Here is an 18,466-nt window from a genome sequence, read left to right on the forward strand (position 1 = left end):
TAACTAGCTGCGAAATAATCGGCTGTATTGGGTTTCATGGGTCATACTGGCGAGGGCAAGTCCCCAACCACAGCTAGTCAGGTCGTCGTCGGTTAACGTGAGGCTGGTTTGCGCCGTTGCCTGAATCTGGGGGTGTAGCTGAACCAGGATCTGTTGTCCGGTGGTTTGTCCTAAGGGGATGAGTTTGATCCCTGCACTAATCAGATTACTCGCCCAGCTATGGAGGTAGCCCAAAATAGCTGACTGGAGATCAATTTGCCAATAGGCGGCAATCAGCCCCATGCCGATCGCACTATTGCAGGAGTCGGACTGGCAGACTTCTGGGACGATCGCCTCGGGGCAAAGATCCTGGAATAACCGCAGTAACGATCGACCCATTTGCCAACTTTGCTGCCGCAATTCCTCAGTTTCTCTCGCCGCCGATAACCAGGCATTCCAGGCGGCTAACTCTGCCCAGTTCTGCTGCTGAGTGGCGCGATAGGCTCGTCCCATAATTGCCACTTCTAGACGCACAGCGCCATACCGCAGTTCTTGGGTTAACCAGTGATTGAGGCTGGCGGCATCGACGATCGTGCCTTGCTCGACTAACGTTTCTAGACCTTCTGAGTAACTGTAAGCGCCGATCGGCAGGGCTGGACTAGCTAACTGTAATAACGCCAGTAACGCTGAATCAGGCATGGGCATTGTCTGAATGGTGATGTCCGTAAGCTCCCATTTCCGGGTGGAAGGGCTGGATTTCCTCGATCACCTGTAAACCGCGATGTTCCAGTAAATGACGTAGCACTGGATCGGGAGATAGCCGCAGGTAAGTGGTCGTAATCTCCAATGGAATGTGGCGATTCCCCAAATGATAAGCCGCTTGCAGCAGATCGAGATCCGTGGTTGCCGTCACTGTTAAAACAGGTTCCGCCTTGGCAACCACTTGCACGACAATGCCATCGTCCGAAGCGAGGCGATCGCCATCCTGTAAAATCGTGCCTCGCGGCAGTTGCAAATAGACGGGTTGCCCATTAGAAGCTGTAAACGGACAACGCGATCGCAACCGTTCCTCTGCCGTCAAGCATAAGGTGAGGTCTGCGATCGCATTGTTGTTGGTTGCGGTTGCGGTTAATCGTTGAGTCAGAGTGATCACGCTGCTCGGTCTGATGGGGGTATCCAGAGTCGCCAACACAACTGGCGGGTTGAGCTAACTCACTTTAGCGATCAAACGGGGGACAGAAATCTTTTCCGACAATTCTCTCAGTTGGCGTTTACGAGCCAGCATTTTGGCGGTGGGTTCAATGCCGACGGTTTGCAGGATTTCATTCCAGCGATAAACCCAGTCATGGCGGAGTAAGGAGTTAACGATGTTCTGCCGTCTGATCTCGGCTAACCGTTCGGGTTGAGCATTCAAACAAGTCAGCGTTTCCCCAATGTTGGGATTGTCGAATGGCATTGGGATGACCGCATCTTCCCAATCAAAATTCTCATAAAAAGCCGGAATGTTTGGGCGATCGCCAATCATCACCGCTCCCGCCGCTGCCCCTTCAAAGTAGCGGTAGCCAATTTCTACCTGTCCACCCGTTTGATCGACCTGATCAAATTTAGCCCGGTTAACAATAAAGTAGCTGCTCCGCTTACTGAGGTTAGCTAAGAGGTGACGATGACCCCGAGGATCCGGAGTGCTCATATTACCGGTGGTGTCATAGTAATAAAGCCGACCCTGCTGTTCCGTAAACTCTAACAGTGCTTTATGGGTAATGCAGGAGCGTCGCCCCAGGTTAAACACTTCGATCTCCCGGGCTGGAGAATTGGGATACGGACAGAACTTGGCGGTATCAATACCGGGGGGGAGGTAAGAGCAGGGAACCCCCGTCAGTTCTTCGATCGCTTTCGCGCTTTGACTCAGACCGACGAAAATATGGTCAAACTCTTGCAGCAGTTCCAATAGCGCTCGCCAGCTATAAACATCCTTAGCCCAGATTTCCTCAATACAGCAGACAGCTTTACGGCACTTTTTCCGCCAGTCTTTGATGGAGCTAACGGACAGGAACTCCCAAGGGGAAATGAAGTGAGCAAAAAATAAATCGTATTCTTTGTTGAGGGTAAAGGGATTGGGATCAGGCTTGAGGGCATCGGCTAACTTACCGGAGCGCGTCACCTTTTTGAGCCAGCGAAATACCCTGGCGGACTGCTCATAGGAGTTTTCGGGAGACACAACATCGATCGTGTCAAAGCTATGAATGAGGTCTTCAAACTCGTACCGCACACAGTTTGCTACATGTTGGTAGAGCTTGCGCTGAGATAACACCAACACCCGTGCGCTTTTCGTTAATCCGGAATTTAAAGAAATCACCATTGTCCTGAAGCCTCGTGAATCTAGGGTGAGGAACCGCTAGCGGTAATGCTTAGTTTGAGATTGCAAGCTTATCTAAGTCGGCTGGTCAGTTGAGACAGAATAGTTTGAATCAGGTCGTTGCCCGGATCACCGTTGAGCTAGCAATCTCTATGTATATGAGTAGACCATACCCCTAAAGATAGAAATAATTCGGTTTTGCTAGACGATATATACACAATCTTTAAGTAAATCTCCTGATGAAACATTAATCCTTAATATCTGGTGCGGATATTGCGGATAGTGTTTTTACCCTTTAGCCTTGGCGGACTGTCCTGTATATAAGGACAGTATGACTTGACTTTACTGCCAATGTAACCCCAGGGTTCTACTTGCCCCTGGCTTGAACAGGACTAAACTACTCGACCGGCGGCTCAATGCAGTCAGGGAAGGGGACAGGGTGGGCTCGATCGCGCTTAGGCTAGATGTGCCACGCGGATTAACCGAATCAGGTAAAGAAACCGTAATGATACAACAGGGAATTCTGTCACTCCTTTATATAGCTTTACCTGGGTGATTTACTTCGGCATCAGTATTAATGCGCATATAAAACGTGAAGTATTTAGCTCTGGGGCAACTGTTGGAACAAATTATGAAGTTGTTGTAAAACAAAACCCTCTCGGTAGGTCGAGAGGGCTGATTTGTTTCTAGTTTAAGCCTACCAATGCCCAACTAGGAGGCAGTAGAGGCACTTACCATCCTTTCTGCGATTGCTCCAGGATATAGCTAGCCACATCCTCGATTTGGGATTCGCTTAACCGACCGACAAAAGCAGGCATTGCATTCTTGCCTTTGGATACTTGAGTTTTGACCGCGTCTAGAGAGTTCATGCCATATTTCTCCAGCGCCTCTTTCTTCAAGGTCTTGTTCGCAATGATCACGTTGTTGCCACCAATATGACAGGCGGAACAATTGGCATTGAAAATCTTGGCTCCATTCACTAAATCTGCGGCATAAGCAGGCAGCGTTAAAGTGGCTTCAGCCAGCACGATCGCTAACAGAATGGCAGACAGTAGTTTTTTCATCATGCGGGTTCTCCTCCGTCTAAGGGTAAACAGCCAAAGCTGAAAACACTGAATCAGACTACTCCACAACCCTCAAGCAGTGTTTTCAGCTACTCAGAGGGCAGAGAAGAACCTGGTGATTAACCGGAATTAGGCTCTTAGCTACCAACAGTGAGCTTACCAGTCATTCCAGCACTGCGGTGCGGTTCACAGAAGTAGGTGTATTCGCCCGCCGGAGCATCTTTCGGAATGGTTAGCTCATAGCTGTCGCCAGGAGACATTTCCAGTTGCTTGTGAGATAGAGCCTTGGCAAGAGCCTTATCGCCACCAGGAATGGTTTTGTCGTCAAACACAACGTTGTGAGGAGGAACTTTATTAATCACCCATTTCACGGTGTCACCGGGTTTGACCGACAGCTTATCAGGGTCGAAGACTAACATGCCACTATCACTACCCATTTTGACGGTGTAGGATTCTGCCATGGCTGGAGCGGCAGAGAACATGACGCTGCTGACTACAAGTAGGGCAACACCCAGCATCAAGCAGAGGCTTTTGGACAGAGAAGAAATCAGTTTCATGGTTTTCCTGACAATCTAAATCTTGCGTACACTCTCAAATCGTGGTAATGAGGTGCTTTCCTAATCGAGCGATCGAGCCGCTGCGATCAGGAGTCGCCCTGCATTACCATGCACCTCTGACCAAAAAAAAGAGTTTTCGCCAAGAGGTGACTCTGCAATGATTTTACCGAATTTGACGACCTGTAAAATATCCTGATCTGATTCCGGTAATGATATTGCTGCTGTTGAGGTGAACAGGCGAAAGATTTTGTCCTTTTCAGGCTAACCTGCTGCATCTATGTCAAGATACGGTAATAAATGTTCATTCCCCCGTAAAGGTCTCTGTGCCCCAGCCTGGAGCCGTGTGAGCCGCTTGCAGAATAAAGCCAGCTAACTGCTCGACTTCAGGTTGAGAGAGCCAGGTTTCTGGAACCTGACGACACCAAAAGTTCTCTTCGCTACCATCGTAGGTCATGGGTTGCCTGAAGTAAGTGACTAACCCCGCGATCGTGTCTCGGCGTGGGGTCGCTGCTTGGAGATCCTTCAGGGATAACGAAACCAGAGGATTGGGTAGCGTTGTGCCACCGACATGACAGTTAAGGCAATTGCGCTCAAATAGCTGTTTGCCAGCCGTCAAATCTTCAGGGGTAAATAATTGAGTCTTTCCCTGTCCATCTAATTCAAGTGAAACTGGCTCAGTAACTCGCAGGTAACGAATGATATAAGGATCGACGGTTGCCCAGGCAGGGAGTGGCATGCTGACCAGAGACATACAGACCAAACCAGCTAGAGCAAATAGACGGATCCAGAACCTTCGATGCGGCATGACTGACAGCCTCTAACTCAAAATAGATGGGCAGGGAATGGCACTAAGAGTGGGGCAATCCGTTTAGTAGTAGATCTTGCCGCCGCCCCATTTTTCACCCACAACTTTGGGTTGTAGCAGGATGTGTCCAGCGATCGCGGTCAAATCTTCCTTCGTTAAATTCCGCATTTCCGGGAAGGTGTCTTGGCTCTTGATGCTGGGGTGCATTTCCGCGATCGACTCAATACCGTCGTAGCTGGTTGGGTTCTCCATATAATCGACTAAGGCATTGATATTATTGCGGGGTGGAGTTGCCAACGCTAAAGCTTCTGGGTCAAGCCCTACGTTCGGGTCGGTTTTAGTGACCCCACCAACGTGGCACTGAGCGCAGGCGTATTGGAATAGGCGCTTCCCTTCCTTTACCTGCTTTAAGCTTAATACCGTGGTGGCACCTTGGTCATTCAACGGTACAGTGCGGATTGCTGCATCCAGTTCAGCCGCTGCAACGTTAGAAACAAACATTTGAAAGGTGAAGAATACAGTGGCTACAACCAGCCAAATGTATCTTTTAAGCATGGTTCTCCTTAGTGTGGCTTGGGTATTTGAGTTTCAACAGGATATCAGTGGACTCAATCAACTTAACCAGACAGCCTGAGGACAACCTGCAAAGCAGCCCCTTAGGCAACCCAGCAGCAAACGAACTCACCGACTCAAAGACCGGCAGCACCGAGCGAATCGGTAAAGACTGCCCTGGCAAGGTGATAAAGATTGTCAGGGACAGCGGTTTCTGCTAACTCTGCCGCAGACAGGGCTGCAAAACCTGTGGCTAGTCGTTGCTATGCGATCGGATTGAGTCGCTCTGATACAAATATCATGCCACTGAGTGCCACCTTTCCCAAGATTTTACGCGGTCTTGATCATCAACCCTGGTGATTGTAGCGGTTGGGGGACGATCAAGGATCACGATTTGATTGCTTAAATACGGCAAAGGGCAGACTTATCTGCCCTCATAATAATGTTCGAGATTAGATGGCTAACGTTCGTAGATTAGGCATACACGGTCTGGTAGTAAGCCTGATATTCAGCCGACAGTAGAGGTTGCCACCAGTCCCGGTTAGCTAAGTACCATGCCACGGTTTTCCGCAACCCACTATCAACGGTTTCAGCCGGAGTCCACCCTAGTTCCGTTTTGAGTTTGGTGGCATTAATGGCGTAGCGACGATCGTGCCCCGGTCGATCCTTGACAAAGGTGATCAATTCGCGGCAAGGACGGACAGGTAATTCCGGCGCTAACTCATCCATCAGATCACAAAGTTTGTGAACCAGGTCAATATTTTTGACTTCATTATTGCCGCCCACATTGTAAGTCTCACCGGGTTTGCCCTGGTGAATCACCACATCTAAGGCACTACAGTGATCACGCACATAAAGCCAATCCCGAATATTTTGTCCGTCTCCATAAACGGGTAAGGGTTTCCCCAGCAGAATGTTAATCGCCATTAAGGGAATCAGCTTTTCCGGGAAGTGATAGGGCCCGTAGTTATTCGAGCAGTTGGTGATCAGGGTGGGCATCCCGTAGGTATGGTAATAAGCCCGAGCTAAATGGTCGCTGCCGGCTTTGGAGGCAGAGTACGGACTGTTGGGCGCATAGGGAGTGGTTTCACTGAAGGCAGGATCATCAGATCCTAAGCTGCCGTATACCTCATCTGTAGAGACATGCAGGAAGCGGTAGTGGCTGGGTTGATTGCGACTATTCCAATAGTGCCGAAATGCTTCTAACAGGGTAAAAGTGCCAATGACGTTGGTTCGCACGAAGGCATCCGGCCCCAGGATGGAACGATCGACGTGGGATTCTGCCGCAAAATGGGCGACGGTATCGATCTCCTCTTCCTGGAGTAACGCATCGACTAAGGAACGATCACAAATATCCCCGTGGACGAACCGCAGGTTGGCTTGTCCCTCCAGGCTTGCCAAAGTTTGGCGGTTTCCGGCATAGGTCAGGGCATCCAACACCACGACGCGATCGTCAGGATGTTGCTCGCACCAATGATGGACAAAATTTGAGCCGATGAAGCCGGCTCCGCCTGTAATTAAGATGCGGTGCGCTGTTCTAGACATCTGCTGTCCCTTTTCAGAAGTACTCATAGTAGATTTCTTAACGACACTATTTCCAGCGATCGCGGATCAACTGCAATCAGAAGCTACGGAATGGATGTAACTTATTTCCAGCATGCCCTCAGATGGCTACGGATTAGCCGTTGCGGCTGAAGCAGATCGCGAATGCTGGGTTCTTCATCCTGCTGTTGCGATCGCTAGGGCTGAGGTCGGGAGAATTGATCCACCACACGCTAACACCGACTGGTAGTTGCTACAAGCCAGCGACACCCCGTTTTGCTGAGTTTTTATGGTTTAAAGGTCTTTGATTTACATAACTTTATCAAGTTCAGGGTCGCATCCAGGAGGATATGTGGGATGAGGGGGCTATGCTTGGCGGCTGTCCCAGAATGATTAAAACATGGCAGCTTTCTTTAACGGCAGGCGATTCGGGATAGGGGATGTATCGGTTGGGTGCGTGGCGCGATCGATCGTTTCCTGGTAAATCTCGATCATGCGATCGACCTTGGTATCCCAGTTGAAATAATCAATGATCCGTTGGCGACCCGCTTGTCCCATTGCCTGCCGCAGTTCTGACTGGCTGGCTAATCGCAGCATGGCATTGCTCAAGCCTTCAATAAACTCTTGGGGAGAACTGGGATCGACCAAAATCCCACAGGACTCGTTTAAATAATCGGTAAAGCCGCCCCAATTAGTCGCAATCACTGGTAAACCCATTGCCATGGCTTCTAGAGCCGCAGCGCCCCCACATTCCATCAAACTAGACATTACTAATACATCAGCCGCTTGCAGCCGCGCGGCACACTCCGCTTGCGATAGCCACCCAGAAAATTGCACAAATCCCTTCAAGTGAGCTGTTTCCGGCGCTTGGGTGAGTCGCAATTCCGCGGCTTGGGCTTCCAAATTAGCTCGTTCTACGCCGTCACCAATAATTTCTAGGACCGCAGGATATTGTTCAGCAACGCGTCTAAAGGCAAACAATAGCAAGTCAACCGCTTTCCAATCCACTAACCGACCAACATAAACAAATCGCACCAGTGCAGGCGACTGATCGATCGCTTCAGGGGGTTGAACGGTTGAGGTAGATGGCTGTAGCTCTGATTTCCACAGTGCCAGATCAACTCCATTTTCTGGAAGTTCGATCACTTTACCCTGAATCCCTTGTGGGAGTGCCTGATGAGTTCGGGCGTTGGCTACGAGCAGGACATCTGCCTCTAACTTGCCAGCCATCAATCGATTAAACAGATTAGACATCATCCGTCCAATGCCCACTGTGTATCGTACCCAGGACTTTTCTAAATGTTGAAAGGCTGGGGGGTAGTTCATCCCACCGTTCATCGGCCCAATGATCACCGGAGCGCCAACCTGCCGGATCATGGATGGTTCTTTGGGCGACACGGGGATGGGTTGATGAACGATCGTCACGTTGTGTTCTTTGACTAAGCGCCGAGTTAGCCGAAGCTGTTGTACTTGGGTCAGGAGCCGCAGTCCAAATCCGGTGGTAAACAGACCAACTCGATGGGGCAGGGGTTTGCTCAGGTTCCAGAAGAGACGGTGCCAGAAGTTGTCTTGAATAAAGTAGATGCGATCGATGTGGTCAGCAAAGTAAGTCGTTAGTTCTTCTCGGGTTCGTTCATGCACAATCAGCCAAGCCTCGATCCCACGCTGCCGCAAGATGCGGAAGTAATGGACTGGTAAGATGGCTTCGCCGCCAAACTTGAGTGAAGCGTGTTCAGCCACAATCAGAACTCGGAGATTCTCGGTAGACATGCTAGGGGTTTCCAAAATGTTACTTATCCAGACTTAAGCGACAGGTGATGACCTGAGTTCTTGGCTGACAGCGCCGTGATTGGCGGTTTTCTGCCCACCAACGGCGGAATTACCTGTCCGGAGGTCTCTGAACATCAAGGGGGATATCCGAGCGATTGGCTCCGCCGTTGGTGAGCATGGTGCTGCCAGAATTGGCTTAAACTACGGCAATCTGAGAATCATCCCCAATCAAGAACCTTAAGGCTTTGGGACGCTGGGGGGCAGTATGCACATACGCTCGTTGCCCAATCACACTATCCACAATCCGTTGGTGAATTCCCACCACTTTGGCGCTCTGGAGCACAACACTATGTTCCAGGTCAACGTCAATTAAGGTTACTTGATCCGCAATGCTGCTATAGGGCCCAATGAAACAGTTCTCCAAGTGGCAGTTTTCTCCGATCGTGACGGGACCGCGCACCGTACAGTTGATCAGTTTGGAGCCTGCCCCAATCTCAACTCGACCACTAATTTGAGTTTGGGCATCCACTTCGCCCACGATCGCTAATTTTAGGTAAGCATCCAGGATAATTTGATTGGCTTCCAATAAGTCATCTTTTTTTCCCGTGTCTAGCCACCAACCAGCAATCTGGCGGGCCTCGACATGCTGCTGGTGGTCAATCAAATCTTGAATGGCATCCGTAATTTCCAGTTCTCCCCGCGCGGACGGCTGAATCCGATCGATCGCAGCTTGGATGCTATTGGCAAAAAAGTAAATGCCCACGAGCGCCAGGTTAGAGGGTGGGACTTGGGGTTTTTCCACCAGGTGCAGAACCCGTCCCTGAGCATCGACTTCGGCAACTCCAAACGCTGTAGGATTTGGCACTGGACGTAGCAGGATCAGGGCATCCATGTTGTGGGCTTTGAAATTATTGAGAAATTCCCCCAATTCGTTCTGAATCAAGTTATCTCCCAAATACATGACAAAGGGATCACCCTGTAAGAAGGGACGGGCAATTTTCACGGCATGAGCCAGACCGGCGGGTTTATCTTGCAGAATGTAGGTGATGTTGGCACCAAACCGTTCGCCATTTCCGGTTTTTGTCCTGACCTCTTCACCCGTTTCGGGACTGATGATGATCCCGATATCCGTAATCCCCGCCGCAACGATCGATTCAATGCCATACCACAGAATGGGTTTGTTGGCAACTGGAACTAATTGCTTAGCGCCTGTATGGGTCAGGGGGCGCAATCGAGTCCCTTTACCGCCACTGAGGATGAGTGCTTTCATAGGAGATGACTGGAATAGTGAACATTAGGAGTAGACTTCTGCGGATTTAAATGGTGTGCCAGCGTTGTCTTTGGCGGAGAGAATTGGGTCACCCATCAGTGCCCAATCGATCGCGAGATCGGGGTCATTCCATAAAATACAGCGTTCAAATTGGGGCGCGTAGTAATCGGTGGTTTTGTATAAAACTTCAGCCACTTCGGAAACCACAACGAATCCGTGGGCAAATCCAGGAGGTACCCACAGCGATCGTTTATTCTCTGCACTTAAAAGGCAGCTAACCCACTGCCCAAAGGTGGATGAGGAGCGACGAATATCTACCGCAATATCAAGAATTTCCCCAACCAGCACCCGGACTAATTTGCCTTGAGGTTGTTGAATTTGGTAGTGCAAACCGCGCAAAACATTCTGGCAGGAGCGGGAATGATTATCCTGAACGAATCGATCGGTAATCCCGGTCTTTTCAGCAAACGCTTTCTCGTTATAGCTCTCCATAAAGAAGCCGCGATCGTCCTGGAAGACCCGAGGCTCAATAACTAAAATATCAGGAATTTCGGTAGGGATAACCTTCATTACAACGTCCTCATCACACTGAACTTGAGTGCTGCTTTGAGTATTCCATCATTGCACCCTGTCACTTCTGTGATTATTGCAGTAAATAACATAAGTTTTATAACGTTTTTAGTTGATAAACTACAATAAGTTAAAACTGTCTTTACTAAAATCAAATAATCGGTCTAAAAACCAATTTCGGTTCATAAATTGCCTGTGAATTTTATCGGACTGACGCTTGATTGGTGTAGCAAACGTTGGCGTAATTTGAATCCGGCAAATGGTAGAGCGAGTGACTTAAACCAGTGATTACTAATTAAAATCGAGTCAATTCATTCTGTATCGTGACATGCTCTGACTGGATTTAAACTAAAGCGATCGCTCGACCCGTGGGCTGGGTTCTGGATCAATTCGCGGCTTGCCCCTCACAGAGTTCTGAAATAGATTTAAACAACTAGAAGGGCAAGTTTTGTGATGCTGATCACGATAATTTGGTCGGCTCAGAAATATCTACGGCTAGATCTTAGGATGCCCAGTCGGATGGCAGGATGAACAAAAATCGTTCAGAACAGTCAACTCTGATATTTCGTGACAGCTAATTAGGGGTCTGGGGGTAGTTGATCCTGCCGTTCCAGGGCAAATTGGAGTAATTGATCAACTAATTCAGCAAACGAGACTCCACTGGTTTCCCATAGTTGAGGATACATGCTGGTAGCAGTAAATCCTGGCAAGGTATTGATTTCGTTGACTAAAATTTCCTGGCTGGCTTCGATATAAAAGAAGTCAACCCGGGCTAATCCGGCTCCATCGATCGCCTGAAAGGCTCGGATAGCCATGTCTTGAATCTGTTCAGCAACAGTATTGGGTAATTGGGCAGGAATGATCAGTTCAGCTTGACCTTCAGTGTATTTCGTTGCGTAATCGTAAAAATCGCTTTGATAAGTAATTTCCCCAATTACAGACGCTTGCGGACGATCGTTGCCCAGGACGGCACATTCGACCTCCCTGGCCATCACTCCTGCTTCTACAATAATCCGGCGATCGTAACTGGCGGCGCTATCCAATGCGGCATCGAGTTGCTGGCGATTCCGAGCTTTGGCAATCCCGACGGAGGAACCCAGGTTGGCGGGCTTAATGAAACAGGGGTAGCCGAGAGTGAGTTCAATCTGCTCACATAATTTGGAGTAGGTACAGGGATCTGACCAAACCTGCGATCGGGTCACGGCTAAGTAATTCACTTGCGGCAAGCCCACCTGGGCAAATGCCATTTTCATGGCCAGCTTATCCATCCCGATCGCGGAGCCCAACACACCAGAGCCGACAAACGGCACTTGGGTCAGCTTAAATAATCCCTGAACAGTGCCATCCTCGCCATTGGGCCCATGCAACACCGGGAACCAGACATTGACTTCCGTCACTTGTGGTGGAAATTGCCACCGATTGAGTTGAACTCCCAAGGTGGGTGGTGTTAATGGTAGTGGCTTGCCAGAGTCTAAAACCTGTTGTGCCAGCTCTGTGCCCTGCCAAATGCCATCCTTTTGGATATAGAAGGGCAGTACACTGTACTTGCTGTAATTCTGGTCAGCCTTTAGGGCTTGAGCAATCGCGCGGGCAGACACGATCGACACCTCGTGTTCACCCGAACATCCTCCAAATAACAGCCCGACCTTCAGTTTTGTCATGATTACTTGTTCCCTCAAGGGCAATGGTGCGTTTCAGTAGTTCTACCATCTGGTCGCTATTGGATTCCAGAGGTTGCCAGCTTCAATATTGTCCTAATCTGTGCCATATCGACCTGGCGATCGCGCCACTATTTAATCTATGTATGTAGCGTAACGTTACAACTGCTACCACAATACGGATCTGGGCTGTTAGGATAAGGCTGTTTTGGCGTAAAGAAAATAAAACTCTAGTGAATCAATCCTTCGTAAATGAGCGATATTCATAAAAATCTGGCTGACCAACTAGGATTGAGGTTGCTCTAATCAATCAATCACTATCCTGGGATAGAACTCCTCTGCCACTGAAATGTCAAGGACATCCGAGCCATAAATTTTCTAAACTCAGAGTAACACCGATGCACCAGGGTGAGTATTTTAGGAGCGGTCATCTCATCAGCAACGCCCTGAAGTAAAGATCACGCTTACGAATCCGGTTTGTTAAGCCGCTTACGCCAGAATTACTGAGCACTACTATGAAACGGCGATCGCTAGTCGCACAGGAAACGTTGAACTCGGAACCGAGCGAGGTGCAAGCCTTAATCGCTCAGGGGCTCCATTGGGTCGAATTAGGCAAGTATGCTGATGCCATTGCCTGTTACGATCAGGCGATTCAGCTTCAACCTCAAAGCCCTGCTGCCTGGTATCACCGCTCGGATGCCCTGGCTAACGTGGGTCAGTATGAGCAGGCATTAGTTGGTTTTGACCAGGTGATTCAATGGCAACCCGACCACTGTGCTGCCTGGATTTTCCGGGCGGTAGTGCTGATTCATTTACAACGCTACCCAGAGGCACTTCAGAGTTGCGATCGAGCGTTAACCATACAGCCCAATCATCCAGAAGCCTGGACGTTTCGAGGAGTGGCGCTTTATTACTTAGGTAAATATGAACTGGCTTACGCTAGTTATAACCGGGCGACCGGGGTTCAGCCTCGTTCTATCTGGCAACGGTTCATGCAGTTGTTGACTCGTTTGTTCAATTGGGTGAAACGCCGAACTCCTCAAAACCGTAAATGGCATGTTGATTAAAACGTCACCCGGTTACTGAGGCTCTTTAATGTTGGAGTTCTTTGGTTTTGTGGGTTGGGTATCCCGTTCAGTGCGAACCCACTTGGTTTGGGGTTTGATGAGAAAGGCAAAATAAAGCGGCACTTTCCAAAGGATATACAAGGGAATTGCGAGCAATGCGCTCAATGGTAATGTGTTCCGGCAGAATTTTGCCCAAGCCGCTAGAATCGCTGTCAAAATTAATCCTCCCTGGATTGCCAGGAGGATCACTGGAGCCAGGGAAACCCCTAGCCAGTACGCTAGCAGGGTAACGCCCATGAGTAACATCCAAACCATCACTAATAGTGAAAGGGGTGGAATCAGTAGATCCAGTGCGATCGCCAGTAGATCAAACCGTCGTTGTCGCCAGGATGCTTTTAATAGTCGGGGTACTTGGGTCAGTAGCGTTTGTAAATGTCCATGTTCCCAACGGGTGCGTTGGCTTTCAGCCGCTTTAGTTTGTTGAGGCAGGACACCAATCACAGTGGCATGGGGGCAAAAGGTGGGGGCATACCCGGCGATCGCCAGATCCAGCGCCAGGTTCATGTCTTCCACAATATTGCCACTCGCCAGGGAAACCTGTTGGATCGTTGCCCAAGGGAATGCCATTCCCGTTCCCGTTAATAAACAGGGCAGACCCAAATTGGCTAAACCCAGAGGTCGCACCAGATTCTTGACAGTAAATGCTAACCCAGAAACCGCATGTTTAGGGCTGGGATTCGTCGGTTGTTCCAGGAGATAGACGGCTTGCACTGGGCGATTTTTTAACGCGGCTTGCTGGGCAATTTGGGCGATCGCGCCGGGTTCGGCAAGACAATCCGCATCCATAATCACCACAATGTCGGGTGACTGCTGAGCGATGTATTGCATACCGAAATCCAGGGCATATCCTTTGCCCCGCCGCACCGGATCATGTCGCTCAATTACCGTTACCCCCAAAGTACGAGCCACTTCAGCCGTATCATCAGTGCAATTGTCGGCAATCACCACTAACTGATCTTGGGGGGAGAGTTGGGGAAGAACCGATTCTAAAGTATGACCAATGCCTGCCGCCTCATTGTGGGCAGGGACTAAAACATCTACCCTCAGTTGGTCAAGCGTAGGATGTGCCAATGCGGTCTGGCGACTGATTTTGCGGGGGGAGAACAGTGCGGCAATGCACTCAATCAATAAGGTCAGGCTGGGGACAAACAGTAGTCCACCGATGATTAACAATCCGACCTCAACCAGCCGTAGCAGTGGTTCAGAAATTACCACACTAAACGTCCTCTATGTTGCTATCAATCAGAGTTAACCCGTTTTTCCTCCATTTCTAACAGGATCTGCCCAGCAATTAGGAAAACCTGTGACACTTGCCTTAGCGCAACATATCCCCAGATTCGGCTGAATCGGGTAACGCCGTTCTGAATGCCTGCAAGTTACCGAACAGGGCAGGGTGATCCTGATAGGTCGAGGTAGATTGTTCGGCTGGGGTATAAATTGGCGCGTTGCCCTTACCCGGGTGGTTTGCCACAACGCCCAATACCGGGATGCGATAGCGTTTGAGTCCCTCAATGGCTTTAGAAAATGCCGATCGTTTGGTTTTCTTCACACCTACGACCATCAACACCCCATCGGTTGCGGCTGCCAAGAAATTGGTATCCGTTAAGCCATGCAGATAAGGGGTGTCGTAAATGACCAGATCGAACATATCGCTCAAGCGTCTGACCACCTGCTGCATTTCTGTGGCTGCTAGGAGTTTGGTGGAGTCAGGGGTGACAGAACCGGCGGGTAGTATGGATAATCGGGGCTCCAGCGAGGTTGGACGAATTACTTTCTCGGGATGCTCTACCCGGTGATTGAGCAGATCAATCAGTCCTTCGTCATTGGGAATGCTCAGCATGGCATGAAGTTGAGGCGATCGCAGGTTGGCATCAACCAACAAGACTTTCTGCCCCATAGCGGCAGCCGTTTGCGCCAGGTGCAGTGCGATCGTCGTTTTGCCATCTCCCACACCCGTGGAACTAATAGCCAGCGATCGCAGTGATGTTCCAGAGTCAAGGAATCTCAAGTCCGTATAAAGCGCACTCAACGCATCCCGGAATTTGTCGGATAGTACGGGCTTCCAGCCACCGATCGGGGAATGGGTGGCGATGCCAGCCCGAACTCCCTTATCCATGGGAATCGTGCCTAAGTAGGGAAACTGCACAGCATCCTGAATGTCATCTGCACTGAAAAAGACATCTCGCATCTTTTCGAGCAACAAAGCCAAAATCAGCCCTAGCATTAACCCGGCTGCCAATCCCATCACCGGAAACATTTTGGCTCTACCGACGGAAGCCATCGGTCTGCCAGCGGCATCGCTTAATAAACCCGGTTGCGAGATCACTTCCCAAGGCACTTCTTTCTGAGCCGCTTCAACTCGTAATGTCTCCCGTTGCAGCAAGAACTGATTCAAGGTGCGAGTAGCGATATCCAGTTGCTGCTTGAGATCGTTATACTGCCGCACGATCGCCGGGAACTGGCGCAATTGTTGATCCAAAAAGGCTTCCGTTTTAGCAATTTCAATGCCGCGTGCCCGAATCGCCTGACTGCTGTTACCTGCCTGTACCAGTTGTTGAATTAAGCCCAGCCGGATGGAGTCCTGGAACGCGAAAATGCGTGGACTGGTTTGGAGGTTCGGAGAAGCCAGTCCTAGAGTGGTTTCAGCCTCGCGCAGGATTAACTGTTGAATGTTACGGCGTTGATCCAGTAGGGCAGATACTACCGGACTTTCATCATTAAACCGAGCTTGCTTAATGGCGATCTGGCTATTAATTTTCTCCAATTGGTTCAGCAAATCCTGATAGCGGGGATTTTGGCTTAATGCCGCTGCCGCTAACCCCTGTTCTGGAGTCAGCCCTAACTGTTGCCGCAGGGTACTGTAAAGTGTGACCTGCTCAGTTAATTGCTGTTGCGTTTCCAGCTTTTGGGCTTGGATATCCCGGAACTGTTCGGAAATGGCGCTGCCTTCTGCCTCAGGGTCGGTTAGACGGTAGCGCTGTTTTAACGACTGTACCTTGGCTTCTAGGCTATTCACCCGCTGTTGCAGGGCTGGCAGTTGGTCTTCAATAAATCCAACGCCTCCACCAATACGATTTTTGCGATCCTCAAGACTAAACCGGAGGTAGCTTTCGGCAAATTTGTCGAGAACAAACTTGACTTTATCCGGATCACTCCCTTTATACGAAACGCGAATAGTACGGGTGCTATCGAGTATGTTAGTCCCAACTCGCTCGATGACTAAGGCTTTTTGAAGAATATCCCTTGATAGAGAATTTTCTGTCACCTCAGGATAGCGAGGTCGGATTTGGGTAGCAATCCGCTTCAATAGCTCTGGGCTTTGTAAAACCTGGAGCAAGGTGGGATAGTCAATACTATTGTTATTGTCCCCAACCCGCTCACGAGTCAACGCCGATGGGTCAGTGGAACGACCTTGAGAGGTAATCGGTTCTACGAGTAGCTCAAAGGTGCCTTCATAAGCACGCGGCGCACCAAGGCTGAGCACAAATGCCCCAGCGCCAAATAGGAGAGCCGGCGTGATCAGAAGCAAGATATTTCGGAAAACTAGCCGGATAATTGGGCGCGGATTTAGACCTTTTGGCTTCCCTTCAGCCGATTCATTATCGTCTGCTGTAAGTGCCAGGTCATCCGATCGACTCCGTCCACTGAGGGCTAAGTTCTGCACGTCTTGTTCAGTTCTCATGTCTAACCTCTACCGACTCCATTGACCTTGCACCCTGGGTTAATTCTAGCCATACCTGTCAAAAATTATGGCTTGTTAATCGTTGTTACTGGGGAATAGACCACGAATTAGGTTAAATAAACCAACCCCCTGGTCAAAGGGGACAACCCCAACATTCATAAAGTCCCCGACTTTAGCGAAGAAATTGCGGCGCACCACAATAATGTCGTTGTTATGTAGGGGAGGGTTGACATCTTGATTGAGGCTTTGAGCCAGATCAACCTTGATGCGTCGTTTCGTTACCGAACCATCGGGGTTCAAACGAATCAAATCAACCCCTCTGACCGCTCGACCACTACGGAAGCCACCGGCTGTCAGAACCGCTTGGTTTAAGGTGGTATTTGGTCGGAGTTCGACGGCACCGGGGCTATCTACTTCACCCACAACATTAACGGTAATGCGATCGGGCGAGAAGTTACTGAGGGCAATCTTGGTCGCTTCGGAAGGATCAAAGACGGTTGCCGTGGGAATTAAAATCGTATCTCCATCTCGCAACAGGATATCCTGAGATAAATCTCCTTCGCGGAGGAATCTCCACAGATCTACCGTCACCACCTCTTCACCACCGGTTGGTTGTAAGCGGCGAATCCTAATATTACGGATATCGGCTAATTCGGTAATGCCGCTTGCCGTTTGAATCGCTTTGCTGACCGTTGGCCACTGGTTCCCTCCTTCGGCAGACGATCGCTGGTTGAGACTGGTCTGAGTTACTTCATTACTGATCACACTAATAATGTATGACCCAGGGCGATTCACTTCGCCAATCACACCTACCTTTAGAGGACGAGGAGCTAGGAGGTTAACCGTAATGACTGGGTTGCGGATAAACCGCCCATATCGCTGGGAAATAACATCGGCTGCCTGAGAGAGGGTCAATCCTTGCACTGAAACACTACCGATCCAGGGTAAGTTGAGGCTGCCATCAAGTAAAACCGTGTAACGGGGGTCGAGTACCAGTTCTGGTGTATCAAAAATATCAACGCGAACAATATCACCCGCTCCTAATGTATAAGCATTATTGGGTTGATACGTGCCCACATCCTGCTGGCTCGTTGGCGGCTGAATTCTGCCCGGGAGGGGAGTTGTAACGGGAGGGGAGGTGGGAGCCACCGGAATTTGCGTGGGATCGGTGGGGACTTGGGAGGGATCAAGGGGAGGGGCTAGGAGGGGAGTACGGGTTTGGGCATAGACAGGCAGCGGTGTGATGGTTCCAGCTAATAGCCCTAAAAGTATTCCGGCAATTGGTTGTGTAATTCCCCGGTTCATAGTTTTCTGTTCCAACAGCACAAATCCAAAGCGTACAAAAACTGGCGGTTCCTAATGTTCTAAAGGCAGGATAGCTGATGTGGTGGCATAGACCTAGCCATGCGGGTGTCTCTCTGAGTGGATATGGAGATTGTCGGGATGGCTAAAACTTATTCTCTCTAATATATCTTCCCTACTTAGAACATCGGAATATATCCTGATGGTGATGTTAAGGACAAAAGTTCCCTAC

The 18,466-nt window shown here is 49.7% G+C and carries 16 protein-coding genes; 1 reads left to right on the forward strand and 15 read right to left on the reverse strand.

What is annotated here, in order from left to right; translation table 11 throughout:
* Positions 1-3 precede the first annotated feature (3 nt).
* From ACN4EK_RS27600 to ACN4EK_RS27655, 12 genes are all read right to left on the reverse strand, one after another.
* Complete coding sequence (locus tag ACN4EK_RS27600) at positions 4-678, reverse strand: urease accessory protein UreF (protein WP_431661571.1); 675 nt, start codon at positions 676-678, stop codon at positions 4-6.
* On the reverse strand, positions 671-1,132 hold the full coding sequence (ureE, locus tag ACN4EK_RS27605) for an urease accessory protein UreE (protein ID WP_431661573.1): 462 nt from the start codon (positions 1,130-1,132) through the stop codon (positions 671-673). The genes ACN4EK_RS27600 and ureE overlap by 8 nt, the downstream gene beginning before the upstream one ends.
* Positions 1,133-1,186: 54 nt before the next feature.
* Positions 1,187-2,338, reverse strand: a complete 1,152-nt coding sequence (locus ACN4EK_RS27610; protein ID WP_431661575.1) for a glycosyltransferase — start codon at positions 2,336-2,338, stop codon at positions 1,187-1,189.
* A 728-nt stretch (positions 2,339-3,066) separates the two neighbouring features.
* Entirely contained in the window at positions 3,067-3,402 is a 336-nt protein-coding gene (gene petJ, locus ACN4EK_RS27615; RefSeq protein WP_431661577.1) for a cytochrome c6 PetJ, read from the reverse strand.
* A gap of 134 nt (positions 3,403-3,536) precedes the next feature.
* Positions 3,537-3,956, reverse strand: coding sequence for a plastocyanin (gene petE / locus ACN4EK_RS27620; protein ID WP_431661579.1), 420 nt, complete (start codon positions 3,954-3,956; stop codon positions 3,537-3,539).
* Positions 3,957-4,257: 301 nt separating this feature from the next.
* Positions 4,258-4,707, reverse strand: a complete 450-nt coding sequence (gene psbV2, locus ACN4EK_RS27625) for a photosystem II cytochrome PsbV2 (protein WP_431661581.1) — start codon at positions 4,705-4,707, stop codon at positions 4,258-4,260.
* A gap of 117 nt (positions 4,708-4,824) precedes the next feature.
* Positions 4,825-5,316, reverse strand: a complete 492-nt coding sequence (gene psbV, locus ACN4EK_RS27630; protein WP_431661582.1) for a photosystem II cytochrome c-550 — start codon at positions 5,314-5,316, stop codon at positions 4,825-4,827.
* Between the two features lie 471 nt (positions 5,317-5,787).
* Positions 5,788-6,885 (reverse strand): dTDP-glucose 4,6-dehydratase, encoded by a 1,098-nt coding sequence (rfbB, locus tag ACN4EK_RS27635; protein ID WP_431661584.1) that lies wholly within the window; start codon positions 6,883-6,885, stop codon positions 5,788-5,790.
* A 363-nt stretch (positions 6,886-7,248) separates the two neighbouring features.
* On the reverse strand, positions 7,249-8,625 hold the full coding sequence (locus tag ACN4EK_RS27640; RefSeq protein ID WP_431661586.1) for a glycosyltransferase family 4 protein: 1,377 nt from the start codon (positions 8,623-8,625) through the stop codon (positions 7,249-7,251).
* Positions 8,626-8,821: 196 nt separating this feature from the next.
* Positions 8,822-9,895, reverse strand: coding sequence for a glucose-1-phosphate thymidylyltransferase (locus ACN4EK_RS27645; protein ID WP_431661589.1), 1,074 nt, complete (start codon positions 9,893-9,895; stop codon positions 8,822-8,824).
* Between the two features lie 24 nt (positions 9,896-9,919).
* The gene (gene rfbC / locus ACN4EK_RS27650; RefSeq protein WP_431661592.1) at positions 9,920-10,465 is read right to left on the reverse strand and encodes a dTDP-4-dehydrorhamnose 3,5-epimerase; all 546 of its coding nucleotides are present in this window, start codon (positions 10,463-10,465) and stop codon (positions 9,920-9,922) included.
* Positions 10,466-11,043: 578 nt separating this feature from the next.
* Positions 11,044-12,126 carry a D-alanine--D-alanine ligase family protein gene (locus tag ACN4EK_RS27655; protein WP_431661593.1) on the reverse strand — a complete coding sequence of 361 codons (1,083 nt, stop codon included), beginning with the start codon at positions 12,124-12,126 and terminating at the stop codon, positions 11,044-11,046.
* A 512-nt stretch (positions 12,127-12,638) separates the two neighbouring features.
* Here ACN4EK_RS27655 and ACN4EK_RS27660 point away from each other — a divergent pair.
* A complete protein-coding gene (locus ACN4EK_RS27660; RefSeq protein ID WP_431661595.1) occupies positions 12,639-13,190 on the forward strand; it encodes a tetratricopeptide repeat protein in 552 nt (183 codons plus the stop codon).
* A gap of 12 nt (positions 13,191-13,202) precedes the next feature.
* On the opposite strand, the gene ACN4EK_RS27665 is transcribed toward ACN4EK_RS27660, so the two are convergent.
* The 3 genes from ACN4EK_RS27665 to ACN4EK_RS27675 all read right to left on the reverse strand — a co-directional run bounded on the left by ACN4EK_RS27665 (position 13,203) and on the right by ACN4EK_RS27675 (position 18,237).
* A complete protein-coding gene (locus ACN4EK_RS27665; RefSeq protein ID WP_431661598.1) occupies positions 13,203-14,465 on the reverse strand; it encodes a glycosyltransferase family 2 protein in 1,263 nt (420 codons plus the stop codon).
* 100 nt (positions 14,466-14,565) lie between these two features.
* Positions 14,566-16,932, reverse strand: coding sequence for a GumC family protein (locus tag ACN4EK_RS27670; RefSeq protein WP_431661600.1), 2,367 nt, complete (start codon positions 16,930-16,932; stop codon positions 14,566-14,568).
* A 75-nt stretch (positions 16,933-17,007) separates the two neighbouring features.
* Entirely contained in the window at positions 17,008-18,237 is a 1,230-nt protein-coding gene (locus ACN4EK_RS27675) for a polysaccharide biosynthesis/export family protein (RefSeq protein ID WP_431661602.1), read from the reverse strand.
* Positions 18,238-18,466 lie beyond the last annotated feature (229 nt).

It is taken from the genome of Pantanalinema rosaneae CENA516 (genome assembly GCF_050753385.1).
Classification (GTDB): domain Bacteria; phylum Cyanobacteriota; class Cyanobacteriia; order Leptolyngbyales; family Leptolyngbyaceae; genus Pantanalinema; species Pantanalinema rosaneae.